Annotated in this window: 24 protein-coding genes and 3 pseudogenes; 25 read left to right on the top strand and 2 right to left on the bottom strand. The window is 40.5% G+C overall.

Going from position 1 to position 25290, the window contains the following annotated elements; translation table 11 throughout:
* Positions 1-100 precede the first annotated feature (100 nt).
* The 17 genes and pseudogenes from SORDD24_RS09850 (at position 101) to purB (ending at position 11688) form a co-directional block, all read left to right on the top strand.
* Entirely contained in the window at positions 101-934 is an 834-nt protein-coding gene (locus tag SORDD24_RS09850; protein ID WP_061409970.1) for a sce7726 family protein, read from the top strand.
* A gap of 12 nt (positions 935-946) precedes the next feature.
* The gene (locus tag SORDD24_RS09845; RefSeq protein WP_061409968.1) at positions 947-1894 is read left to right on the top strand and encodes a sce7725 family protein; all 948 of its coding nucleotides are present in this window, start codon (positions 947-949) and stop codon (positions 1892-1894) included.
* Positions 1891-2652 carry an RES domain-containing protein gene (locus SORDD24_RS11945; protein ID WP_269139596.1) on the top strand — a complete coding sequence of 254 codons (762 nt, stop codon included), beginning with the start codon at positions 1891-1893 and terminating at the stop codon, positions 2650-2652. Before SORDD24_RS09845 ends, SORDD24_RS11945 begins: the two co-directional genes overlap by 4 nt.
* 89 nt (positions 2653-2741) lie before the next feature.
* A complete protein-coding gene (locus SORDD24_RS11940) occupies positions 2742-2978 on the top strand; it encodes an RES family NAD+ phosphorylase (RefSeq protein ID WP_269139595.1) in 237 nt (78 codons plus the stop codon).
* Positions 2979-3198: 220 nt separating this feature from the next.
* Positions 3199-4461 carry a phosphoribosylamine--glycine ligase gene (gene purD, locus SORDD24_RS09835; protein WP_061409966.1) on the top strand — a complete coding sequence of 421 codons (1263 nt, stop codon included), beginning with the start codon at positions 3199-3201 and terminating at the stop codon, positions 4459-4461.
* Between the two features lie 254 nt (positions 4462-4715).
* Positions 4716-4832, top strand: coding sequence for a phosphoribosylaminoimidazole carboxylase (locus SORDD24_RS12000; protein WP_081103582.1), 117 nt, complete (start codon positions 4716-4718; stop codon positions 4830-4832).
* Positions 4833-4862: 30 nt separating this feature from the next.
* A complete protein-coding gene (purE, locus tag SORDD24_RS09830; protein ID WP_061409964.1) occupies positions 4863-5351 on the top strand; it encodes a 5-(carboxyamino)imidazole ribonucleotide mutase in 489 nt (162 codons plus the stop codon).
* Positions 5338-6429 (top strand): 5-(carboxyamino)imidazole ribonucleotide synthase, encoded by a 1092-nt coding sequence (gene purK / locus SORDD24_RS09825; protein ID WP_061409962.1) that lies wholly within the window; start codon positions 5338-5340, stop codon positions 6427-6429. Before purE ends, purK begins: the two co-directional genes overlap by 14 nt.
* Positions 6430-6438: 9 nt before the next feature.
* The gene (locus tag SORDD24_RS09820) at positions 6439-7188 is read left to right on the top strand and encodes a hypothetical protein (protein WP_061409960.1); all 750 of its coding nucleotides are present in this window, start codon (positions 6439-6441) and stop codon (positions 7186-7188) included.
* Positions 7189-7229: 41 nt separating this feature from the next.
* Positions 7230-7310: pseudogene (locus tag SORDD24_RS12055) on the top strand (phosphoribosylaminoimidazole carboxylase); the annotation flags it as partial.
* Between the two features lie 3 nt (positions 7311-7313).
* Entirely contained in the window at positions 7314-8006 is a 693-nt protein-coding gene (locus tag SORDD24_RS09815; protein ID WP_061409958.1) for an aspartate/glutamate racemase family protein, read from the top strand.
* 2 nt (positions 8007-8008) lie between these two features.
* A pseudogene (locus SORDD24_RS12050) lies at positions 8009-8104 on the top strand (phosphoribosylaminoimidazole carboxylase); the annotation flags it as partial.
* A gap of 1 nt (position 8105) precedes the next feature.
* Entirely contained in the window at positions 8106-8372 is a 267-nt protein-coding gene (locus SORDD24_RS09810; RefSeq protein WP_155720156.1) for a hypothetical protein, read from the top strand.
* A gap of 19 nt (positions 8373-8391) precedes the next feature.
* Positions 8392-8619, top strand: a complete 228-nt coding sequence (locus SORDD24_RS09805; protein WP_061409954.1) for a hypothetical protein — start codon at positions 8392-8394, stop codon at positions 8617-8619.
* Between the two features lie 8 nt (positions 8620-8627).
* Positions 8628-9515: a hypothetical protein gene (locus SORDD24_RS09800; protein ID WP_061409952.1), complete on the top strand. Its 888-nt coding sequence runs from the start codon at positions 8628-8630 to the stop codon at positions 9513-9515.
* Between the two features lie 21 nt (positions 9516-9536).
* Positions 9537-10379, top strand: a complete 843-nt coding sequence (locus SORDD24_RS09795) for a hypothetical protein (RefSeq protein WP_061409950.1) — start codon at positions 9537-9539, stop codon at positions 10377-10379.
* A 10-nt stretch (positions 10380-10389) separates the two neighbouring features.
* On the top strand, positions 10390-11688 hold the full coding sequence (gene purB, locus SORDD24_RS09790) for an adenylosuccinate lyase (RefSeq protein WP_061409948.1): 1299 nt from the start codon (positions 10390-10392) through the stop codon (positions 11686-11688).
* A 57-nt stretch (positions 11689-11745) separates the two neighbouring features.
* Here purB and strH read toward each other — a convergent pair.
* Together strH and SORDD24_RS09780 are read right to left on the bottom strand one after the other, a co-directional pair.
* Positions 11746-15776 (bottom strand): annotated as a pseudogene (gene strH / locus SORDD24_RS09785) (LPXTG-anchored beta-N-acetylhexosaminidase StrH).
* Positions 15777-16081: 305 nt separating this feature from the next.
* The gene (locus SORDD24_RS09780; protein WP_193750115.1) at positions 16082-16840 is read right to left on the bottom strand and encodes a GntR family transcriptional regulator; all 759 of its coding nucleotides are present in this window, start codon (positions 16838-16840) and stop codon (positions 16082-16084) included.
* Between the two features lie 278 nt (positions 16841-17118).
* Here SORDD24_RS09780 and SORDD24_RS09775 point away from each other — a divergent pair, with 278 nt between their 5' ends.
* The 8 genes from SORDD24_RS09775 (at position 17119) to SORDD24_RS09740 (ending at position 25205) form a co-directional block, all read left to right on the top strand.
* A complete protein-coding gene (locus SORDD24_RS09775) occupies positions 17119-18906 on the top strand; it encodes a glycoside hydrolase family 35 protein (RefSeq protein WP_061409945.1) in 1788 nt (595 codons plus the stop codon).
* A complete protein-coding gene (locus SORDD24_RS09770; RefSeq protein WP_061409943.1) occupies positions 18903-19379 on the top strand; it encodes a PTS sugar transporter subunit IIB in 477 nt (158 codons plus the stop codon). Before SORDD24_RS09775 ends, SORDD24_RS09770 begins: the two co-directional genes overlap by 4 nt.
* 26 nt (positions 19380-19405) lie before the next feature.
* Positions 19406-20311, top strand: coding sequence for a PTS mannose/fructose/sorbose/N-acetylgalactosamine transporter subunit IIC (locus SORDD24_RS09765; protein WP_061409942.1), 906 nt, complete (start codon positions 19406-19408; stop codon positions 20309-20311).
* Positions 20298-21119 carry a PTS system mannose/fructose/sorbose family transporter subunit IID gene (locus SORDD24_RS09760; protein ID WP_061409940.1) on the top strand — a complete coding sequence of 274 codons (822 nt, stop codon included), beginning with the start codon at positions 20298-20300 and terminating at the stop codon, positions 21117-21119. The genes SORDD24_RS09765 and SORDD24_RS09760 overlap by 14 nt, the downstream gene beginning before the upstream one ends.
* A gap of 6 nt (positions 21120-21125) precedes the next feature.
* On the top strand, positions 21126-21530 hold the full coding sequence (locus SORDD24_RS09755; RefSeq protein ID WP_081103580.1) for a PTS sugar transporter subunit IIA: 405 nt from the start codon (positions 21126-21128) through the stop codon (positions 21528-21530).
* A 318-nt stretch (positions 21531-21848) separates the two neighbouring features.
* Positions 21849-23015: an SIS domain-containing protein gene (locus SORDD24_RS09750; RefSeq protein WP_061409938.1), complete on the top strand. Its 1167-nt coding sequence runs from the start codon at positions 21849-21851 to the stop codon at positions 23013-23015.
* 10 nt (positions 23016-23025) lie between these two features.
* Entirely contained in the window at positions 23026-24021 is a 996-nt protein-coding gene (gene lacD, locus SORDD24_RS09745) for a tagatose-bisphosphate aldolase (RefSeq protein ID WP_061410109.1), read from the top strand.
* Positions 24022-24167: 146 nt separating this feature from the next.
* Positions 24168-25205 carry an aldose epimerase family protein gene (locus SORDD24_RS09740; protein WP_061409936.1) on the top strand — a complete coding sequence of 346 codons (1038 nt, stop codon included), beginning with the start codon at positions 24168-24170 and terminating at the stop codon, positions 25203-25205.
* Positions 25206-25290 lie beyond the last annotated feature (85 nt).

Genomic DNA, 25290 nt, shown 5'->3' with positions numbered 1-25290 from the left:
TAGAATAAAGGTGATAAATAAAGTTATGATAAATCGTGTTAGAAGTAGATATTTTTGATATAATGAATGTTAGAAGGACGAAATTAAGGAGGGGATTAATTTGGAAATTAAAAAAAATTATTTAATAAATAGATTTTTTTCCAGAAATACTATAAAAAACCTCGTACAAAATAAAAAAGATCCAATTTTTGAGTGTGTATCGCAACATCATAAATTAGGTAATAATTTGTCTATAATTCAAAATACTTATATGAAACTCTCTCAATCGTATAGAAATGAATATTTTTATAAAAATACGTTGTTAAATAAATTACTATTAGGGGTACATAGTATAAATACTACTACTGCTTTGACTGAAATACCTGTTGGAAATGCAAAACCAGATTTTATTTTAATAAATGGAAAAGCTGTGGTATATGAAATCAAAACTGAATTTGATAATTTTGATAGGTTAGAAAATCAAATCACAGAATACTATAGAGCATTTAATCATGTTGCAATTGTTACTCATGAAAAAAATGTAAATTTAGCTTTGGAGAAGATTAAGTTGTTAAAAAAACCTGTTGGTCTTTATGTGCTCCAAAGAAACAGCAAAATTAAAACAATAATTAAACCAGAGAAGTACAGTACTGATTTAGATAGGGAAATAATTTTTAAAATACTTCGTAAGGGGGAATATGAAAACATTATTGAGAAACATTTTAATTCGTTACCAGATGTGTCTCAATTTGAGTATTATGACGTTTGTAAATTATTAACCAAAAAGATTCCATTGGAACAGTTTTATTCGGATTTTCTTATGGAATTGAAGAAGAGGAATTCAATAGATAAAGATTTATTTGCAGATGTTCCTTATGAGCTTAAATTTTTGGTGTATTTCATGAATTTTAAACCTAAGGATTTTAAGGCATTAAAGCAGTTTTTAAATGAATAAAGGAGTATTTATATGTATTTTCCGTATTTGAGAGGAAGACAGTATGAGTTGATTGCTCTTAGAGAATTGTTAGAAAATAATAAATTAGGAAGCGCTGTAATTCCAATTATTGAACCGGTAAGATTATCTCCTACACTGGTAAGTACTTTGGAGGGTTTTAAAGATAAGAGGCAGAAATGTTCTATTGTAATGAATCCAGGTGTAGGATCTTTTTTGGAGGAATATAGCGATTTTTCTAAAAGTAATCTTGCTACTCGATTGGATCGTTTGATTGATGAAAGTGAGAATTTTTATTATGTTTCGTTGATAAGTAAGGATTATAGTTTAGAAGAAAATTTTAAGTCTATTGCAGATATTGGCAAACAAATAACAGTGTGTAAGAAGCCCGATGATTTACAAGGATATAATAAAAATTATAGGGAACAAGAGACGGCGTATAATTTTATTTCAGAAATAGGAAGACTAAAAAGAGAAGTTCAGGGAAATAAAGTCAAGATTAGTGACAATTTTGTTAAATTAGCAAGAAATACAGATTATTCAGACAAAGATGATGAATTCTTCTCAGATGATCATAAATATTTTATAGAAGATGAATATAAGGGATTTTCTGACTATTCCATTGTAGGAGAGGAGTATAGTGAATCAGGTTTTGCTCCTTATGCTGTTGCTATCCACATCGTTTATTTTGATTCTGATGAAAATCTAAGAATTCACCATTTTGTATCAGAAACAAACCAAGATCCAACAAACCCAGCTGGTAAGTTTAAGGAAGCACTTGAAAAATTAATTACATTTGTCAACGAGGGCCTAGTGGAAAGAACACTGGCGATAAATGAATTTGAAAAATTGTATAAAACGGGTTCTTATCCAGGTCTTGGCACAGTAAAGAAATTGTCCATTATGCATCATATTGAATTGGTTAGTAAGTATCTTGACCGAATCAGTGGAGACAGTGAATGAAAATTTGTAAAGATTGTTTTGCAGATGAGATTCTAAAAAACGAAGTTAATATAGCTGAAAGGCAGGCTAGCTGTGACATTTGTTCAAATAATAATGTTTGTGTTTATGATACACAGTGTGACGACTATTTAATTCCATTTTTGAGCTCTCTCGTTTCTATTTTTTCTCCAGTAGATAAAATAGAAAATTTCCCAGTTGGGCAAGAAACGCTTCTAAAAACAGAAATAGCTACAAATTGGAATATATTTACTACTAAAGAGGAGTTCAAGATTCACCAAATGCTTTCTGAGATTTGTAAAAATCTATTCGAAGAAAGTCCTGAATTGTTAACGCACCCTGTTGGAGTAAAGCAGATGTATGACCCAATTTATTTAAAAGATCATTCATTGTTCAGTAAGAGTTGGGAAGATTTTGTTGACGACATTAAATATAACAATCGTTTTCATTCAAATCAAATTAATAAATGCATTCTAAGAAAGTATTGTGAAGCTATTCAAAAGACTTATTCAGAAGGAGAACAGTTCTATAGGTGCAGGATTTCAAAAGACGGGAAACTATTTGAATCAGAAGGGATAGGGGCACCTCCTAAAGGTAAATCGGCCGATGGAAGAGCTAATCCAAAAGGGGTTGTAATGCTTTATTTAGGTGATTCAGAGACGACAACAATACATGAAACAAGAACAGGTTTATATGATCATGTATGTATTGGCACTTTTAAGTTGAAGTCTGCAATAACAGTCATTGATTTTAAAAAATAATTGAAATTAGCCCTTTTCAAGATGGTATTATTGATGATCTTGCTGAATTAGCGATTAATAAAAAAAATCTAAAAAAGATTGATTCTGAGATGGGGCGAGTAATGAGAAATTCTGATGATATTCTAGATTATATCCCTACTCAATATATAGCTGATTTTGTGAAATCTCTAACCAAACCAATTTCTGGAGAATTAATTTATCAAGGAATTGAATTCCGCAGTGTTATGAATCCCGAAGGATTCAATTTGGCTATATTTACGCCGGATTGTTTTGAGGTAACCGATATAAGGATGAAACAAATAAATCATATTTCTTATAGCTGGTAAGCTTAATGCCTAATGAAGCTTTTCTACATACTTTTAGAGATATTCCGCACTCAATACCGCCTTGTTTTATAATGAGGCGGTATTGAATGTTTAAAGGCTAAAAATGAAATAGGTTCAGTAAGTTTACTCGATGTTGTATTTTTTACTCGCAAATATAATTAGATTAAAACGAACGTTTGTGATATAATGTTAGTAAATAATTCGCAAAAGAGGTTGAGAGATGAAGCTGTTAGTTGTCGGCTCGGGTGGTCGTGAACATGCCATTGCTAAGAAATTGCTTGAGTCAAAAGACGTTGAAAAAGTCTTTGTAGCTCCTGGGAATAACGGGATGACTCTGGATGGTCTGGAATTGGTAAATATCTCTATTTCCGAACATTCTAAGTTAATAGAGTTCGCAAAGGCTAATGATATTGCTTGGACCTTTATCGGGCCAGATGATGCGCTTGCAGCTGGGATTGTGGATGATTTCAATGCAGCTGGTCTCAAGGCCTTTGGTCCGACAAGATTGGCAGCGGAGCTGGAGTGGTCCAAGGATTTTGCTAAGGAAATCATGGTTAAATACGGTGTTCCGACAGCAGCCTATGGCACATTTTCAGATTTCGAGGAGGCCAAGGCCTATATCGAGGAGAAAGGCGCTCCTATCGTTGTCAAGGCAGATGGTTTGGCACTCGGTAAAGGTGTTGTCGTAGCTGAAACGGTTGAGCAAGCGGTCGAAGCCGCTCACGAGATGCTTTTGGACAATAAATTCGGTGACTCAGGTGCGCGTGTGGTTATCGAGGAATTCCTCGACGGTGAGGAGTTCTCTCTCTTTGCCTTTGTCAATGAGGACAAATTCTACATCATGCCAACGGCTCAGGATCACAAACGTGCTTACGATGGTGATAAGGGCCCTAATACTGGTGGGATGGGTGCATATGCGCCAGTTCCACACTTGCCACAGAGCGTGGTTGATACGGCGGTTGACACCATTGTCAAGCCAGTCCTTGAAGGGATGATCAAAGAAGGTCGTCAGTATCTTGGTGTCCTTTACGCAGGGCTTATTTTGACTGCTGACGGTCCGAAGGTTATAGAGTTTAACGCTCGCTTCGGAGATCCCGAAACTCAGATTATCTTGCCTCGTCTGACATCTGACTTTGCACAAAATATTACGGATATCCTTGATGGTAAGGAGCCAAACATCACATGGACGGACAATGGTGTGACACTTGGTGTAGTTGTCGCATCCAAGGGCTACCCACTAGATTATGAAAAGGGTGTTGAATTGCCAGCAAAAACCGACGGCGATATCACCACCTACTATGCAGGGGCTAAGTTTGCGGAAAATAGCAGAGCACTTCTATCAAACGGTGGACGTGTCTATATGCTCGTTACCACAGCAGACACCGTCAAAGAAGCCCAAGAAACCATCTACCAAGAACTCTCCCAACAAAAAACAGAAGGCCTCTTTTACCGAACAGATATCGGAAGCAAGGCTATAAAGTAAAAGTATAAAAATAACGCGACGAAGTCGCCAAATACGATAATGATCGCCGTGGTGAAAAGACCAGAACTATTACTGTTCTGGTCGGGGGGAGATTTGAGACTTAGGCTCAAAGTTTAGGAATGAAACCGAAGGTTTGCTTCCGTCCCCACCACCTAAGACCATTATCAAAAAGAAAAATAAAAATTCACAGAATACGTTAATGATCGTATGGTTTGCGAGCGTTAGCGAGCCAATATAGAACAATCACCGCCTTTGTGAAAGAACGATTGGATTATCATCCAATCGTTCAGGGAAATTGGAAGACCTTGGGCTTACGATTTAGGTATGAGACACCTTTGGTGGCTGCTACCGTCCCTCACAACCTAAGGTGATTGTCAAAAAAGGAAGAAAAAGGATTAAAAATGAAACCAGTAATTTCCATCATCATGGGCTCCAAATCCGATTGGGCAACCATGCAAAAAACAGCCGAAGTCCTAGACCGCTTCGGTGTAGCCTACGAAAAGAAAGTTGTTTCTGCTCACCGCACACCAGACCTCATGTTCAAACATGCCGAAGAAGCTCGTAGCCGTGGCATCAAGGTTATCATCGCAGGTGCTGGAGGCGCAGCTCATTTGCCAGGTATGGTAGCTGCCAAAACAACCCTTCCTGTCATTGGTGTACCAGTCAAATCACGTGCTCTTAGTGGCGTGGACTCGCTTTACTCGATTGTACAGATGCCAGGTGGTGTACCAGTCGCAACCATGGCTATCGGTGAAGCGGGTGCGATCAACGCTGCTCTCTTTGCCCTCCGTCTCCTGTCAGTAGAGAATTCGGCTATCGCGACAGCTTTGGCAGATTTTGCAGAAGAACAAGGAAAAATCGCAGAGGAGTCGACAAATGAGCTTATCTAAAACAATCGGAATTATCGGTGGCGGTCAGCTGGGTCAGATGATGGCCATTTCTGCTATCTACATGGGGCACAAGGTTATAGCGCTGGATCCTGCGGCGGATTGCCCAGCTTCTCGTGTGGCGGAAATCATCGTGGCGCCTTATAACGATGTGGATGCCCTTCGTCAGCTGGCTGAGCGTTGCGATGTCCTCACCTATGAGTTTGAAAATGTCGATGCTGACGGTTTGGATGCTGTTATCAAGAATGGTCAGCTCCCTCAAGGGACGGACCTACTCCGCATTTCTCAAAATCGTATCTTTGAAAAGGACTTCCTTTCCAACAAAGCTCAAGTCACCGTGGCGCCCTACAAGGTCGTGACTTCTAGACAAGACTTGGCAGATATTGACCTGTCGAAAAACTATGTCCTCAAGACTGCGACTGGTGGCTATGATGGGCATGGACAAAAGGTCATTCGCTCAGAAGCAGATTTGGAAGAAGCCTATGCACTAGCGGATTCAGCAGACTGCGTTTTGGAAGAATTTGTCAATTTTGACCTTGAAATTTCTGTCATCGTATCAGGAAATGGCAAGGACGTGACAGTTTTCCCAGTTCAGGAAAATATCCACCGCAACAATATCCTATCTAAGACTATCGTCCCAGCTCGCATTTCAGCAATTCTGGCTGACAAGGCTAAAGCTATGGCGGTACGAATCGCAGACCAGCTCAATTTGTCTGGAACACTTTGTGTGGAAATGTTTGCGACAGCTGACGACATTATCGTCAATGAGATTGCTCCGCGACCACACAACTCTGGGCATTATTCTATCGAAGCCTGCGACTTCTCGCAGTTTGATACCCATATTCTCGGTGTTCTGGGAGCACCATTGCCAGCTATCCACCTGCATGCCCCAGCCGTCATGCTCAATGTCCTCGGCCAGCATGTCGAGGCCGCTGAAAAATATGTCGCAGAAAATCCAAGCGCCCACATCCATATGTATGGTAAAATAGAAGCGAAGCACAACCGTAAGATGGGACATGTGACTTTGTTTAGTGATATGCCGAATAGTGTGGTTGAATTAGGGGAAGGGATTGATTTTTAGGAGGTGGTTTTGGAAACTTTTGTTCAATATGTTGTGCCAATTCTAGAATTAATCATGTCATTTATTGGTGTTGTTTTTCTTTTCAAACCATCTACTCCATCGGTAAATATTGATATTGGTGACAAGTATTATTTTACTCAGAATATCAACAAAGAAAGTAATAATTCTAATTCAACAAATCATAGCGATTATGGTCCTATGGTTTTATGTTTTTTGATATTTTTTGGGATCTACCTTTTTTATTCATTGGCAGGAAAGTTAATGATTTTTATAATTATGGTAATTTCATTGATAAAAATTTTAAGATATTGGAGGTTAGGAATTGACTATAAATTTGAACTGATTCCTCCAGTAGTAAGTATTGTAGTCTTTTATCTTTTAAATTTTTTACCAACTAATGTAAAAGAATTTTGGGAAACAAATACAAAAATTGATTTTAGTAAGTTTTCTGGTTTACAATCAACCATTGAATCAATTTCGGCTCCTATGCCAGAGTTTTTAAAGTTGTTTACAAATTTTAAAATTGATAGAATCAGAAATATTTCAATTTTTTCAATTTTGATAATGACTTTATTTGTTCTACTTTATGAAGGAACATCTGTATTGCAGAAAAAGGAAAATCTAAAAATATCATCTAAAAGTTTTGTAGCTTTTTACTGTATATCATTATTCATCTTACTGGGATACGCATTTTATAATATTGAGCAAAATCCTGTGAGGATTGTAACAGAAATGATTATTAAATATTTAAATAATTAAGCTGTATAACACTTATATCAATAATTTTTAAGTTATTTAGATTTAATTCGCCATTGGATACGGATCTAAGTAGCTTGCCGCACTATCCGTCGGTTGTGATAAGCAAGGAGGAGTTTAATTAGCCTATGAAAACTATTGGTCTGATTGGTGGTATGAGTTGGGAAAGCACCACATCTTACTACCAAATCATCAACGAAACCATCAAAAAAGAGCTGGGTGGCCTGCATTCTGCTAAGATTCTACTTTATAGTGTTGATTTTGCAGAGATTGAGCATTATCAAGCAGTCGGAGACTGGGAGAAAAGCGGTCAACTGTTGGCAGATATTGCTCAGCGCCTGGAGCAAGCTGGTGCGGATTTCATCGTTATTTGTACCAACACCATGCACAAGGTTGCTCCGCAGATACAAGAAAAGATTACGATTCCAATCTTGCATATTGCGCAGGCAACTGCGCAGGCCTTGTTGGCTGACGGTATTCAAAAAGTCGGCCTCCTAGGGACCAAGTACACCATGACCCAAGATTTTTACAAGGAGAAATTAATAGAGTCTGGGTTAGAAGTGCTGATTCCAGACCAAGCTGGAATTACAGAGGTCAATCGAATTATTTATGACGAACTTTGCCTAGGGAACATCAAAGAAAACTCAAAGCAGACTTATCTTGCCGTTATAGATGATTTGAAAAAAGCAGGCGCTGAAGCTGTTATCTTGGGGTGTACCGAGATTGGTCTCCTCGTCAAGCAATCCGACACTGACCTGCCACTCTATGACACAACAGTGATTCATGCAGAGAAAGCGGCGGAGTGGGCGGTAAATAAGTGACCATAGAAGACAAGCATAACCGTAGGGTAGGGCATATAACTTTGTTTAGTGATGTGCTAAATAGTGTGGTTAAATTAGGGGAAGGGATTGATTTTTAGGATGATAGAAGAATTTGATGATGTATTTGAAGATGATATTACTACTCTAACATTTACTTATGCGGATGATGTAGTCATTCCAGAAATTCCAGATGCAGAAGGGATTCATATTGTAGAGAGAACAAATAATCAACTAATAATAGAGCATACGCGCGATGATGATGAGGTCTATGATTATATAAAGAGTTTTGGATTAACGAGCCGTCCTATAAAACTTTCGATTGAATTTTTTGCTTACGAAGATCCTGAGGAAGAAGAAAATTTTTAGAATTTAATTGAAAAAATCTATGATTCAAATCATCGTCAATGCATTTGTTGAAAAGGATAAGACCGGAGCAGTCGTCGAAGTTTTGTATGCTAGTAGTGATCACGAAAAGGTGAAAGCTAAGTATGAAGAGCTAGTTGGGCAATACCCTGAAAACTATCTAGCCATCTATGATGTTCCGTTAGATACGGATTTGAATACACTAAATCATTACCCATCTGTGTGGATTGGGAAAGAGGAGTTTGAATAGGGGTTGATATGGAAAATTTTAATATCTTTGAATATGAACAAATGATTGGTGATTTAATTCATGATACTTTTTATGTAGGACTAACAAAAAGAGGTAAAATAAAAGGGATTAGGCAGTTCTCAGAAGTTATAGTTAGAAAAATATTAAATATTGGGAGTGATACTCATTTTACATTAGGAAAAGCTGAGCATATGGAACAATTTAAGAAACTTTCCGAAGATAGGAAAGTGTATTTGAAAGCTTCAATTGAGAAGATACGTCCATTGGGAAATGATGGAACACATACTCAACATACAGAGGAGTTTTCTGACGCTGAGCTGAATCAAGTAAAAGATGGCTTATTTGATTTATATGCTTATCTCTTTATTGATTACTTTTTGAAGTATCCTATTGAATTGTTATCACCTCAAGGAGTTTTATATGATTTTTCATTATTGCCACCAATTATACGTTTTAAAACGCTTAAATATTTTTATGATAAAGATGCGAATTTACAAATTGCTAATCGGTATTGTCTTTCCATTATAAAGACATATGGGAAAAAACAAGCTCTTGAGTGGTTGAAGTTAGAGAAGTCTAAATTATTATCCATTCCGTACCCTACAAATGAAGAAATTAGGGAATATTATATAGAGACAGGATTAAAGGTTTCGACAAACAAAATTTTAGTTAATCTACAGTTAGGAAATTATAATAATGTTTATGATTTATTAATTGATAAAATTGAGGATGATAGAACTTCAATGAATGAATCAGGGAAAATGTATTCACAATTTGAAGAGGCCAAGAAGCATTATATTAAAAATAGAAGTAAGAATTCAAATAAGGAATTAAATGATTTACACGAAATCATGGATTTTGTATATTTAGGCCGAAAAGAAAACAACTCTTACTAGATACGAAACGGAGTGTAAGTTATGGTTGAGCGAGCGTATAGTTTAGAAGTGAAAAAAACTATTAGTGCCTTTGAGGCGCAAAAGTATTCCCTTGAAGGAAGATTAAATTCTGAAAAAAATTTTAGGTGCATTGATCAAGATTGCCAAATTCCTTTAACATGTACAAACTGGAAAAAGAAAGATGGGAAAAGGTTTTATTTTAAACCATCTCACAACGACGAACTACATGTTGAAGGTTGTACTTGCATATCGCCACAAGAAGTTAAGGACCAGGTGAGCAAGGAGTTTATAGGAGCTAAAGGAACGGTTTCAGATGGTGGAATAATATCTGTTAAGAAGTCATTGAGTAAAGCGAGAGTAACTGGAGATACAGTTGTTGGTTCACTTGATATTGCTGAGCAGTCAAGAAATTCATCTAGAACAAATATTTCTAGTAATCAACTACAGGATAGACAATTTTATTCAGTAGCTACGTTTGTGGAACTTTATGAAAATCCACAAATTGATAATAATGTAAGAAATATTAGAATAGAAGGCGAGTTGATTTCCCTTAATGAGTATTTTGTGGATACTACAGGACACATTGTAGAAGATAGACAGAGAATATTTTATGGTCTAGCATGGGTTTCTATTGCAGATTTCAATCCTGATATGCTTCAAATAGAATTTATAGGCTCCGATTATCCGAAGGTATTCTCAAATATAGAGAGAATTAAAGAACGCTCTAACACGAAAAATATTGCTGATTTAATAGATAAAGAACCTGAGTATATTTATTTTAGAGGAAAGCTAAACAGCAAAACTAAAAAATTTGAATCATTTAACGATAAGTTCTATAAAGACTTATATACACCAAAAGACTAAGGAGAAGAAAATGATCAACCGTTACTCTCGCCCTGAGATGGCGAACATTTGGAGTGAAGAAAATAAATACCGTGCTTGGCTTGAGGTGGAAATCTTGGCTGACGAGGCATGGGCTGAGTTGGGGGAAATCCCTAAGGAAGATGTGGCTTTGATTCGCGAAAAAGCGGACTTTGACATCGACCGTATTTTGGAGATTGAGCAGGAGACTCGCCACGATGTGGTGGCCTTCACACGTGCGGTTTCTGAGACTCTTGGAGAAGAGCGCAAGTGGGTTCACTATGGTTTGACTTCTACTGATGTGGTGGATACGGCCTACGGTTTCCTTTACAAGCAGGCCAATGACATCATCCGCAAGGATCTTGAAAACTTCCTCAATATCATCGCTGACAAGGCTAAGGAGCACAAGTTCACTATCATGATGGGTCGTACTCATGGTGTGCACGCTGAGCCGACAACATTTGGTCTTAAATTGGCCACTTGGTACAGCGAAATGAAGCGCAACATCGAGCGTTTCGAGCATGCGGCTGCTGGTGTGGAAGCTGGTAAGATTTCTGGTGCGGTTGGTAACTTTGCCAATATCCCACCATTCGTTGAAAAATACGTCTGCGATAAATTGGGTATCCGTGCTCAAGAAATCTCTACACAGGTGCTTCCTCGTGACCTTCACGCTGAGTACTTTGCGGTTCTTGCCAGCATCGCAACTTCTATCGAGCGTATGGCGACTGAAATTCGTGGTCTTCAAAAATCAGAACAACGTGAAGTGGAAGAGTTCTTTGCCAAAGGTCAAAAAGGGTCTTCAGCAATGCCTCACAAACGCAACCCTATCGGTTCTGAGAACATGACAGGTCTTGCGCGTGTTATCCGTGGTCACATGGTGACAGCTTATGAAAACGTGGCTCTCTGGCACGAACGTGATATCTCTCACTCATCAGCTGAGCGTATCATCACACCAGATACAACTATTTTGATCGACTACATGCTCAACCGTTTTGGAAACATCGTCAAGAACTTGACGGTTTTCCCAGAGAACATGATCCGCAACATGAACTCAACTTTTGGTCTTATCTTTAGCCAGCGGGCTATGTTGACCTTGATTGAAAAAGGTATGACCCGTGAGCAAGCCTATGACTTGGTGCAACCAAAAACAGCCTACTCTTGGGACAACCAAGTGGACTTTAAACCCCTTCTCGAAGCAGATCAAGAAGTGACATCACGCCTCACTCAAGATGAAATTGATGAAATCTTCAACCCTGCATACTACACCAAACGAGTGGATGATATCTTTGAACGTATCGGACTGGGTGATTAATCCTAACAATAAAAAGCGAGATTCAATCTCGCTTTTTTGTATTCTTGTCGAAGGGGGTTAATCTTCTTTTCTCTTAGTGAGTCCGTAGGCTGCTAGCGTGGCCATGAGTCCTGCTGCGATCAAGCCTGCAGAGTCTTGACTTCCTGTTGCAGGGAGTTGTTTTTCTTCTGCTTTGGCTGTAGTTGGTTTAGCTTGCTCAGCTTTCTCAACGGCAGTTCCGACTTCGACAACCTGATCGATCGCTTCCTGCGATACCGCACTATTGACAAGGGTTCTTTCTTCCTTGCCATCAGCAGTAGTGCTGACAGAGTAGAAAATCGTACGGCGGCCATTTACTCCGGAAACGACGACTTGACTTTGTCCTTTTGGCAATTGCGGATTTTCACGTGTCACGGTAGTGAACGGAATCTCTTCTTCTTGGATGTCTAGTCTAGGTTTTGCTTCTGCAGCTGGGGCAAGACCGTGTTCATCCCCTACATGGGTAACAAGGGTTCCGACTTCAATGACTTGTGTCACTGCTTCTTGCGTTACAAGGCTATCAACAAGAGTCTTCACTTCTTTGCCATCAGCAGTAGTGCTTACAGAGTAGTAATGACTGCGACGACCGTTAACACCTTTGGTAAGGACTTGAGTCTTCCCTTTGAGCAAGAGTGGATTTTCACGTGTCACGGTAGTGAACGGAATCTCTTCCTCTTGGATGTCCAGTCTAGGTTTTGCTTCTGCGGCTGGGGCAAGACCGTGTTCATCCCCTTTGTGAGTAATAGGGGCGCCGATTTCAACCACTTGGGTCACAGGTTCCTTGGTTACTTGGCTATCTAGAACCGTTTCTGTTTGTTTCCCATTTTCAGTAAGGACAGATATGTAATAAGTGCGTTCGCCCTCTACACCTGGTGTGATGATCTTTTCCTGACCAGCTGGGAGATTCGGATTTTCCTTCTTGATGACCTCAAATGGAATCTTTTCTGCTCTTGTGATGAGTTCTGGTTTGGTTTCAACATTGGCAGCTAGTTCGTTTTCATCGAGGCTTCCTGAGTGGGTTGCAGCTGGTTTGAGGCTTAGGCGGGCTGCTTTGAGCTTGGCTACGAGAGCGTCTAACTCGGCTTGTTTGTTCCGATTGAGGTTGTAGTTGAGAGCTTCTTTAGCTGCATTTAGGGCCTCCAAGCTTTCCTTGCTGTATCCATCCAAGTTTGCAGGGATTTGAGCAAGTTCCTCACGGAGCACGTTGTAGTTAGCGCGGAAGTAATCTTTGTTATTGTCTGCAAAGGCAGTCATGAGTTCAAAGATTTCTTCTTCCTTGTACTCAGCACTTGGCTTGTCTGCCCAGATAGCGAGCATGCTTCCGACGGTTGGAAGGTCTACCTCAGGATATTTGGTAGATGCAAGCTGGTTAAATGGTGTTTTTTAGTGTTTTCAATTGCTTTTTTGAGGAAACCACCACCATCTTCAGGTTTTTGGCCGAGAATGTAGTACCAGTCTCCATTGGTGTTAAGGAATTTGTAGCCTTTGCTTGCCAGGTACTGAGGAGATGCAAGGTTGTAACCCCACCATCCCTTAGACCAGTAAGAGATGATGACATCTTTGTCAAACTCAACATCATCCTTGTCTTCATAGTAGAAACCATCGTTGAAGGCCATTGGTTGAAGGCCTCTTTCTTTGGCCATAGCAGCAAGAGTGTTAGAGTACTCAGCAAACTTGCCATAGAGTCCATACCATTTGAGGTAGTACCAGCCTTGCGCGTTGGTAGCATCATTGGCATATTCGTCAGTACCATAGTTGAAGATCTTTGTCTTGCCTGCAAAGAAGTCCATGTACTTGCCGATGAGGGCCTTGACAAAGTTCATCGCTTCTTCGTTTTCAAGGTCCATGGTTGTTTTGGAGACCTTGTCAAAGTTGGCTTGAGGATTCTTGATTCCAAGTTTTTCCATAGCGACGAGCATGGCGTCCATGTGACCTGGGCTGTTGATTGCTGGGATGAGTCCGAGGCCTTTTGATTTTGCGTACTCGATCAATTCAGTGATTTCAGCTTGACTAAGAGTAGTTCCGTTTGGATCATCGTAGTAAGCTTTTGTTCCTTCAATGATGGCATTTTTGACATCGTCACTTGCATAAGTTTTTCCGTTAGCAGTGATAGTCATGTCATCAAGTAGGAAGCGAAGTCCATCATTTCCTAGGAGAAGATGCACATCAGAGTAGCCGAGTTCGCTCGCCTTGTCTACGATACGTTTGAGTTGGTCGAGCGTGAAGTACTTACGTCCAGCATCTATAGAGATTACCTTGTTCTTGGCAAGTTTTTCAACTTCGCGTTTCGCGTCTTCTTCTTTTTGAGCTTCTGGTGTGAAGGTCAAATTGCTAACAGCTTCTTGGAGTTTTGCGATTGCTTGATCAATGGTGTCTTGTTGGGCACGGCTGAGGTTACTATCAAGTGAACGAATGGCTTTTTCAGCTTCTTTGACAGCTGCGACACTTTCCGCAGTATAGCGGTTAAGGTCTGTTGGTACTTCTTTCAGAGCTTGCTCAGCAGACTCATAGTCAGCTGCGAAGTATTCAGCATTGGCATTTGCGAAGCTACGCATGAGTTTGAAGAGGCGTGATGGTGAATAACGTGCAGAAGGTTCATCCGCCCAAGCAGCTACCATACCACCGATGAATGGAACGTCTGCTCCTTCAGATTTTGGTACAGAAGTGATTGGAGTATTCTTGATACCATTGAGTCCTTGATCGAGGTTGTACCAGCCTTGACCATCGGCATTTCGCCCGAGAACGTAGTACCAAGCATCGTTGGTATTAAGGATTTGGTGGCCTTTTTCAACTAGAAGTTTAGAAGAAGCGACGTCGTATCCGCCCCATCCACCAGTCCACATAGAAACGATGATGTCTTTGTCAAAGGTTCCAAAGCTAGTGTCGCTATTGTAGTAGATACCGTCGTTAAAGGCCATTGGTTTGAGGCCGTGAGATTTGACGATGCGAGCAAGGTCATTAGCATAGGCGATGAATTTATCATAACCCTTGTCTGGGAATCCATCTTCTGGATACCATTTATAGGCCTGAAGAACGCTCCAGCCTTTGGCATCTGTAGCATCATTGGCATACTCATCCAGTCCGATATTAAAGATATCAGATTTGCCAGCGAAGTAAGCAGCATACTTGTCGATCAGAGCTTTGGTAAATGCAATAGCTTCTTTGTTATCAAGGTCAACGGTACGAGCAGATTCCTTACCAAAGTAGTTGAAGTTCGGTTTTTGGATGCCTAGTTCTTTCATGGCATGTAAAATCGCATCCATGTGGCCAGGGCTATTTACAGTTGGGATGAGACCAATGCCTTTGTTTTTAGCATAGTTAATCAAGTCTGTCATCTGACTCTCTGTTAAATGGTTGCCGTTTGGATCCTTGTAATAGGCATCAGTTCCATTTTCGAGCGCACGTTTGACATCATCACTTGCATAGGTTTTGCCATTGGCTTTGATGGTCATGTCGTCCAACATGAAACGCATGCCATCGTTTCCAACTAGTAAATGAAGATCCGTGTAGCCGTAGTGTTTGGCTTTGTCGATGATTTCTTTGAGTTGATCTGGAGAAAAGTACTTGCGTCCAGCATCGATTGAGATCATTTTTCTTTTAGCCAGTTTCTCATTTACTTGAGCTGCTCGTTCCGTACTAGGAGTGGTTACCGCAGGTGTGGTTGCTTCATTTTTCTTTTCTGAAGGAGAGTTTTCTGCAGGAACTTCAGTTGGAGCAGGACTTTCTTTCTCAGTAGTCGGAGTAGGACTAGCATTTTCTGTCACAGCTGGTGCAGTTGTTTCTTCCGTTTTTGGAGTAACTGTATGAGGAGCCTCCGTGTCTTCTTTGACCTCCTCTTTTACAGGTTCTTGAGCCTTTTCTTCCAGTTTTTCTGGGGCCTTGGACTCTCCAACCTCATCGGGAGTTTGAGGACTCTCCTGGACAGTTTGAACGGTTTCTTCAGCTGTTGGAGCCGGAGTAATCCCGTCGGCAGCTACGACTTGTGCACTAAAAGCAAATCCTATAAGTACAGAAGCTGCTCCAACCGCGTATTTACGAATGGAGAAGCGCTGTTTCTTTTCTAGTTTCATGACAAAACCTCCTTGTTGTTATCGCATATGATAGCGTTTACATAAAACCAATTTTATTTTATTATCTAAGGGGTAAAATGTCAAGAGGGTTTATATAAGAACTATAATAAATGGAGGAAAACATAAGATTTAGGAGAAAATTGCCAATAAAAGATAAAGATAGAAGGAAAAACGAAGCAAGTATTTAACTTGTTTTTAGTAAAAACGCTACTAATTAAATAAGAACCTTTCATAGCATTTTCACAGCTTCTTTCTCGTGCTATAATTAAATACAGAAAAAGCCTGAGCTGGGCTCAGGCTTTTTCTTAATGACCTCGGTTACATGAGATGAATTTGATTTTGTAGTAGTCTGCTCGCTTATAAGTTTCACTATAGGCAAGGACTTGGCCAGTGGCCTCAAGTTTTGTAGTCTTGGTTTGGAAGACAGTTGGGAATTGTGTATCGATTCCAAGTACAGAAGCAGCATGCTCTGGTGTTGGAAAGGCAATCTCATTGATTTCCTCAAAATGCTCATCACTCATGTGAATGCGGTAATCCAATTTGAAACGTTTATAGATAGAACTATAATAATCAAGATTTGGATAGTTGGCATTGATATATTGTTCAGGAACATAAGATGTGTGGTAGATGTATGTAACGTCATTTGTTTGACGAATACGTTCAATCTTATAGTAGAATTGATCTCCACGTAGGCCGAGTTTCTCTAAATATTCAAGCTTGTTTCCGCGCTCGATAGAAAGGACAGTAACTTTATCGTCTTTTGTTTCAAAGATTTCAACATCTGAAAACTCAACGAGTTTGTGCTTACGTGCACGTGAAACGAAAGTTCCTTTACCTTGTTGACGGACAATATAGCCGTCTTTTGCAAGATCATTCAAAGCACGAACAACGGTGATCGAACTAACATCGTACATCGCAATCAATTCTGCTTCTGTATAAAATTTATCTCCACTCGCAAATTGACCTGAGATGATTTTGTTTTTTAATTCATCTTTAATATATTGGTATTTTGGAATAGCCATAATTTCACCTCGATTCTCTTTCTCCAACCTTGATTTTACCATAAATACTGAGAAAATAGTAGTATTTAGGTAAAAAAATTAAAATAATCGACTAAAGATGTTATGTTACATGTAAAAAATTTCATTTTCTAGCCTTGTGAATTATCATACATAAAAAAACGACTTTCATGCGATTTTTTGATAATTTCGGTAAACGGTAAGTAAAAAAATAGAAAAATTTTAAAGAATTTTCTAAAACCTATTGACAAATGCAAAAGATTTGATTATATTTAATATTATAATAAATGAAAGCGCAAACTTAATTAGTCAGAGGTAGTAACATGACAAGATTTAAAATTGAGGACGATTTCTATTTAGATGGAAAACCGTTCAAGATTTTGTCCGGCGCCATTCATTATTTTAGAATTCCAGCGGAGGATTGGTATCATTCGCTCTACAACTTAAAAGCGCTTGGCTTTAATACAGTCGAGACTTATGTAGCATGGAATTTACATGAACCTATTGAAGGTGAGTTTAATTTTGAAGGTGCTATGGATTTGGAGAGATTCCTCCAAATCGCACAGGATTTGGGTCTATACGCCATTGTGCGTCCGTCTCCATTTATCTGTGCTGAGTGGGAGTTCGGCGGTTTACCAGCTTGGCTCTTAACTAAGAACATGCGAATCCGTTCATCCGATCCGGCTTATGTTGAGGCAGTTGCTCGCTATTATGACCAATTATTACCAAGGCTTGTGCCTCGCTTGTTGGAAAATGGCGGCAACATTCTCATGATGCAAGTCGAAAATGAATATGGATCTTATGGAGAAGATAAGTCTTATCTGAGAGCGATTCGAAAATTGATGGAAGAACGAGGGATTGATTGCCCACTCTTTACTTCAGACGGTCCTTGGAGGGCTACTCTGAAAGCTGGAACCTTGATTGAAGATGATCTCTTTGTGACAGGAAACTTCGGCTCTAAAGCTCCGTACAACTTTTCACAAATGCAGGAATTCTTTGATGAGCATGGCAAAAAATGGCCTCTCATGTGTATGGAATTCTGGGATGGCTGGTTCAACCGTTGGAAAGAACCCATCATCACACGGGATCCTAAAGAATTGGCAGAAGCTGTTCGAGAGGTGTTAGAGCAAGGCTCCATCAACCTCTACATGTTCCATGGAGGCACAAACTTTGGTTTCATGAATGGTTGCTCGGCTCGAGGAACTCTAGATTTGCCACAAGTTACATCTTACGATTATGATGCCCTTCTCGATGAAGAAGGAAATCCAACTGCTAAATACCTAGCAGTCAAGAAGATGATGGCAACACACTTCCCAGAGTATCCACAGTTGGAACCACTTTACAAGGAAAGCATGGAAATGGAATCCATTCCACTAGTCGAAAAAGTTTCCTTGTTTGAAACCCTGGATAGCTTGGCAAGTCCAACTGAAAGCCTCTATCCAAAAGCGATGGAAGAACTTGGTCAAAGTTATGGCTACCTTCTTTATCGTACCGAAGCAAGTTGGGATGCAGAAGAGGAACGTCTCCGTATCATCGATGGACGTGACCGAGCTCAACTCTATGTAGATGGTCAATGGATTGCCACTCAATACCAGACAGAAATTGGTGAAGATATCTACTGTCAGGGAAATCGAGAAGGTTTTTCAGAGATTGACATCTTGGTCGAAAATATGGGGCGTGTCAACTATGGGCATAAGTTCTTGGCGGATACGCAACGTAAAGGAATTCGTACAGGTGTCTGCAAGGATCTACACTTCATGTTAAATTGGAAACAATATCCACTTCCATTGGATAATCCTGAGAAAATTGATTTTTCAAAAGGATGGACAGAAGGACAACCGGCCTTTTACGCTTTCGACTTCACCGTTGAAGAGCCTAAGGATACCTACTTAGATTTATCTGAGTTTGGTAAGGGAGTTGCCTTTGTCAACGGGCGTCACCTAGGACGTTTCTGGAATGTCGGCCCGACCCTCTCACTTTATATCCCTCATAGCTATCTCAAGCAAGGTGATAACCGCATCATCATCTTTGAAACTGAAGGTGAATATAAAGAAGAGATTCATTTAACTCGTAAACCTACACTAAAACACATAAAGGGGGAAAACTTATGACAATTGTAGGATGCCGTATCGATGGACGTTTGATCCACGGTCAAGTAGCCAATCTTTGGGCAGGGAAACTAAACGTTTCGCGCATTATGGTTGTAGACGATGAAGTCGTTAACAACGATATTGAAAAGAGTGGCTTGAAACTTGCTACACCACCAGGTGTGAAACTTAGTATCTTGCCAATTGAGAAAGCGGCAGCGAATATCCTTGCTGGTAAATACGATAGCCAACGTCTCTTTATCGTTGCACGTAAACCAGACCGTTTCCTTGGTTTGGTTGAAGCAGGCGTTCCGCTTGAAACACTCAATGTCGGCAATATGTCTCAAACACCAGAAACTCGTGCTATCACACGTTCTATCAACGTGGTAGATAAGGATGTGGAAGACTTCCACAAACTGGCAGAAAAAGGTGTTAAACTCACAGCTCAAATGGTTCCAAACGATCCAATATCAGACTTTTTGAGTTTATTAAAATAGGAAAAATTTTTTAGGAGGTCATTGTTATGATACAATGGTGGCAAATTTTACTTCTCACTTTGTACTCAGCTTATCAAATCTGTGATGAGTTGACAATTGTTTCATCTGCAGGTTCCCCTGTATTTGCTGGTTTTATTACTGGTTTGGTCATGGGAGATTTGACAACTGGTTTGTATGTCGGTGGTAGCTTGCAACTCTTGGTTCTCGGAGTTGGTACCTTTGGTGGTGCTTCTCGTATTGATGCTACATCTGGTGCAGTTCTTGCAACTGCCTTCTCAGTAGCTCAAGGGATTGACGCTGAACTTGCTGTTACAACAATCGCTGTACCAGTAGCAGCACTCTTGACTTACTTCGACGTTCTTGGACGTATGACAACTACTTTCTTTGCACATCGTGTGGATGCTGCGATTGAGCGCTTTGACTACAAAGCAATTGAACGTAACTATCTACTTGGTGCAGTTCCTTGGGCTCTTTCTCGTGCTCTTCCAGTCCTCTTCGCTCTTGCTTTTGGTGGTGCTTTTGTACAATCGGTAGTAGACCTCGTTAAAGAATACCAATGGATTGCAGATGGTTTGACACTTGCAGGACGTATGCTTCCAGGTCTTGGATTTGCAATCTTACTTCGTTACCTTCCAGTTAAACGTAACCTTCACTACCTTGCAATGGGATTCGGTTTGACAGCGATGTTGACTGTTCTTTACTCAAATATAACAGGTCTTGGTGGCGCTGTTGCGGGTATCCTTGGTACTCTTCCTGATGATGTTGCTCAAAAGATTGGCTTTGTTAACAACTTCAAAGGATTGTCTATGATTGGTATCTCTATTATTGGTATCTTCCTAGCAGTGCTTCACTTTAAGAACAGTCAAAAAGTGGCTGTAGTAGCACCTTCTACAGAGTCAGAAAGTGGGGAAATTGAAGATGACGAATTCTAATTACAAACTTACAAAAGAAGATTTTAATCAAATCAACAAACGGAGCTTGTTTACTTTCCAATTGGGTTGGAACTACGAACGGATGCAAGCCTCTGGTTACCTTTATATGCTCTTGCCTCAATTGCGTAAGATGTATGGAGACGGTACTCCTGAGTTGAAAGAAATGATGAAAGTTCATACTCAATTCTTCAACACTTCTAACTTCTTCCATACTATTATTGTTGGTTTTGACCTTGCTCTAGAAGAAAAAGATGGGGTTGAGTCAAAAGATGCCGTTAACGGTATCAAGACTGGTTTGATGGGGCCATTTGCTCCTCTTGGAGATACTATCTTTGGTTCACTTGTACCAGCTATCATGGGTTCTATCGCGGCAACAATGGCTATTGGAGGCCAACCTTGGGGTATCTTCCTTTGGATTGCGGTAGCAGTGGCTTATGACATTTTCCGTTGGAAACAGTTGGAATTCGCCTACAAAGAAGGGGTTAACCTTATCAACAACATGCAAAGTACTTTGACGGCTTTGATTGATGCCGCATCTGTACTTGGTGTCTTCATGATGGGTGCTCTTGTAGCAACAATGATCAACTTTGACATTTCTTACAAATTGCCAATCGGTGAAAAGATGATTGACTTCCAAGACATCTTGAACACAATCTTCCCACGTTTGCTTCCAGCAATCTTCACTGGCTTTATCTTCTGGTTGCTTGGTAAGAAAGGTATGACTTCTACAAAAGCTATCGGTATCATTATTGCCCTTGCAGTAGGACTTTCTGCCATTGGTAAATTCTTACTTGGAATGGGAGCATAATTTCTTATGGCAAAACACTTAATTTTAGTGAGTCATGGTCGTTTCTGTGAAGAACTCAAGGGTAGCACAGAAATGATTATGGGACCACAAGAAAACATTCACGCGGTAGCTCTTCTTCCAGAAGATGGTCCAGAAGACTTTACTGCAAAATTTGAAGCTGCTATTGATGGTTTGGATGATTTCCTTGTCTTTGCGGATCTCCTTGGTGGAACACCGTGTAATGTGGTGAGCCGTCTGATCATGGAAGGTCGTGACATCGAACTTTACGCAGGAATGAATCTTCCAATGGTGATTGAATTTATCAATGCGAGCCTTACAGGTGCAGATGCAGACTATAAAAACCGTGCTGCAGAAAGCATTGTAAAAGTCAACGACCTGTTAGCGGGCTTCGATGATGATGAAGATGAATAATACTCTTTAAAAATCAAATTCAAACCGCGTCAGCGTCGCCTTGCCGTACTCAAGTACAGCCTGCGGCTAGCTTCCTAGTTTGCTCTTTGATTTTCATTGAGTATACGATGTGACAACGTAAAAATCACAGGGAAAATAGGCGACAGGAGGATGGAATCGTGCTCCGACGATGATCGTACTTTTCCCCAAGATTTTAGTTGGAACTCCATTCAATAAAATGATGTGACAGCGCAACAATCGCTAGAACACCTTATATAGATATACATGGGAATGGGGTCGACTCCCATTCCCATATTTCAATAGAAACAGAGGAACTCAATGTTAGATTACACAAAAGAAGAATTACTTGAACTGGGTGCAGAAATCACGACTCGTGAGATCTACCAACAGCCTGACGTATGGAAAGAGGCTTTTGAAGCCTATCAAGCAAAACGAGAAGAAATTGCAACCTTTTTGCAAGGTATCGCTGATAAACATGACTATATCAAGGTCATCTTGACGGGTGCTGGTACTTCTGCTTATGTGGGAGACACCTTGGTACCTTACTTTAAGGAAGTCTATGACGAACGCAAATGGAATTTCAATGCCATTGCGACAACTGATATTGTTGCCAATCCAGAAACCTATCTGAAAAAAGATGTGGCGACTGTCCTTGTTTCCTTTGCTCGTAGTGGGAATTCACCTGAAAGTGTGGCGACGGTTGATTTGGCCAAAGCCTTGGTTGATGAACTCTATCAAGTGACCATTACATGTGCTGCAGAAGGTAAATTGGCTCTTCAAGCTCATGGTGATGACCGCAGTCTCTTGCTTTTGCAACCAGTAGCTTCCAATGACGCTGGATTTGCCATGACTTCTAGCTTTACTTCGATGATGCTAACAGCTCTCTTGGTCTTTGATCCTACAGAATTTGCTGTGAAAGCTGAACGTTTTGAAGTTGTGACTAGCCTTGCCCGCAAAGTTCTAGACAATGCAGCAGATGTTAAAGAGCTTGTAGACTTTGACTTTAACCGCGTCATCTATCTTGGTGCTGGTCCTTTCTTTGGCCTTGCTCATGAAGCTCAGCTCAAGATTTTGGAATTAACAGCTGGCCAAGTTGCGACCATGTATGAAAGCCCAGTCGGCTTCCGTCACGGTCCAAAATCATTGATCAACGAAGATACCGTTGTTTTGGTCTTTGGCACAACGACAGATTACACTCGCAAGTACGACTTGGACTTGGTTCGTGAAGTTGCTGGTGACCAGATTGCTCGTCGTGTTGTGCTCTTGAGTGATCAAGCCTTTGGTCTTGAAAATGTCAAAGAAGTGGCTCTTGGCTGTGGTGGAGTCTTGAATGATATTTACCGTGTCTTCCCTTACATCATTTATGCCCAACTCTTTGCCCTATTGACTTCACTTAAGGTCGAAAATAAACCAGATACACCGTCTCCTACAGGTACAGTAAACCGTGTGGTACAAGGTGTTATCATTCATGACTATCAAAAATAAGGAAGTATCTATGAGTAAATTACAATTAAGTCCTAATAAAGTAGCTTGCTTGCAAAAACTCTCTGACGAGAACGGCGTTATCTCAGCTCTTGCCTTTGACCAACGTGGTGCTTTGAAACGCCTCATGGCTCAATACCAAACAGAAGAGCCAACAGTGGCTCAAATGGAAGAACTCAAAGTCTTGGTAGCAGATGAATTGACTAAATATGCTTCATCAATGCTTCTAGACCCAGAATATGGTCTTCCAGCTACAAAAGCGCTTGATGCCAATGCTGGTCTTCTCCTTGCTTATGAGAAAACTGGCTACGACACAACAAGCACCAAACGCTTGCCTGACTGCTTGGATGTTTGGTCTGCCAAACGTATTAAAGAACAAGGCGCTGACGCTGTTAAGTTCTTGCTTTACTATGACGTAGACAGCGCTGACGAACTCAACCAAGAAAAACAAGCCTACATCGAACGTATTGGTTCAGAGTGTGTGGCGGAAGACATTCCATTCTTCCTTGAAATCTTGGCTTACGATGAAAAAATTGCGGACGCAGGTTCTGCAGAATATGCCAAAGTGAAACCACACAAGGTTATCGGTGCTATGAAGGTCTTCTCAGACCCACGCTTTAACATCGATATCTTGAAAGTGGAAGTTCCAGTTAACGTCAAATACGTTGAAGGCTTTGGTGATGGTGAAATCGTCCATACTCGTGAAGCAGCAGCAGCCTTCTTCAAAGCACAAGACGAAGCAACGAACTTGCCATACATTTACTTGAGTGCTGGTGTTTCAGCTAAACTCTTCCAAGAAACACTTGTCTTTGCTCATGAATCAGGCGCAAACTTCAACGGAGTTCTTTGCGGACGTGCAACCTGGGCTGGATCAGTTGAAGCCTACATCAAAGACGGTGAAGCAGCAGCTCGTGAATGGCTTCGCACAACAGGTTTTGAGAACATTGACGAACTCAATAAAGTTCTTCAAACAACAGCAACTTCATGGAAAGAACGTGTAAAAGCATAAAACAAGAATAGAAGAATCCCTTTTTGTTAAGAAGAGACTCAAGGTTTTCTGACAAAGGATTCTGAAAATAGAAACTACAACCATAGATGGTGCATACACTCTCTATGGTTTGTTTACTTAATAGAAATAGAAAAAAGGAGATGAAAATGAAAGCATACACAGAGCGTGTATTTGGAAATCATGAGGGCAAGGATGTCTTGGCCTATCGCTTTGAGACTGATGGTGGTTACCAGCTAGAGATCATGACCTATGGTGCGACCATCTTGCGCTATGTCACACCTGACAAGGCTGGAAATTTTGCCAATGTTATCTTAGGCTTTGATGATTTTGCTAGCTATGTAGGCAATAGTCCCAAGCATGGAGCAAGTGTAGGTCCTGTAGCGGGCCGTATTGCAGGTGCGACATTTGAGCTCAATGGCCAGACCTATAATCTTGAGGTCAACAATGCTAGCAACTGTAACCACAGTGGTTCAACAGGTTGGGATTCGAGCTTGTTTGAATTGGTAGAAGTGAGCGACAATGGCTTGACCCTCTACACAGAGCGTACAGATGGGACAGGAGGGTTCCCTGGTAACCTCAAGATCTGGATCAGCTACCACTTGGAAGAAACTGGTGCCTACGAAGTCAGCTATAAGGTGACGACAGATCAGGATACGCTTGTCAATCCAACTAATCACAGCTACTTCAACTTGTCTGGTGATTTCACGCAGACAATTGACCGCCATGTCTTCCAGCTAAATACGGAGGGCATTTACCCAATCGCTCCCGACGGTGTTCCAGCAAAAACTCCAGATGTTGATCGTGATGTGGTGAAACACATCTACAATGGTGCTTTGTTGAAGGATATCTTTGCAGAGGAAGATGAGCAAATCCAGTTGGTATCTGGTTTGGATCACCCATTTGCTCTTCCTGCAGGTCATGACAATGCTGGTTTCCTTTATGACCAAAACTCAGGTCGTTTCCTGCTTTTCAAGACAGAGGCCCCTTGCTTTGTGGTCTACACAGCAAACTTTGTGGATGAGAGTGTCATCATAGGAGATCAGCCAATGGCACAGCACAATGGGATTGCCCTTGAAGCGCAGGCTTTACCAGATGCCATTCACAGTGACCTTAAAGACCAAGTCATTCTCAAAGCAGGGGAAACTTTCACCAGCAAAACTCGCTACGAGCTTGTTGTTAAATAAAAAGAAGAGCTGGTTTCCAGCTCTTTTGAGTTGTCTTCGTTGACATTTTATCTCAATAGTGTATAATTGATGTAATCTAAAAAGT

It is taken from the genome of Streptococcus oralis (assembly GCF_001579175.1).
Lineage (GTDB): Bacteria > Bacillota > Bacilli > Lactobacillales > Streptococcaceae > Streptococcus > Streptococcus oralis_O.
Note: the sequence above shows the minus strand (reverse complement) of the source record. Positions and strands in the feature narration are given on the sequence as shown.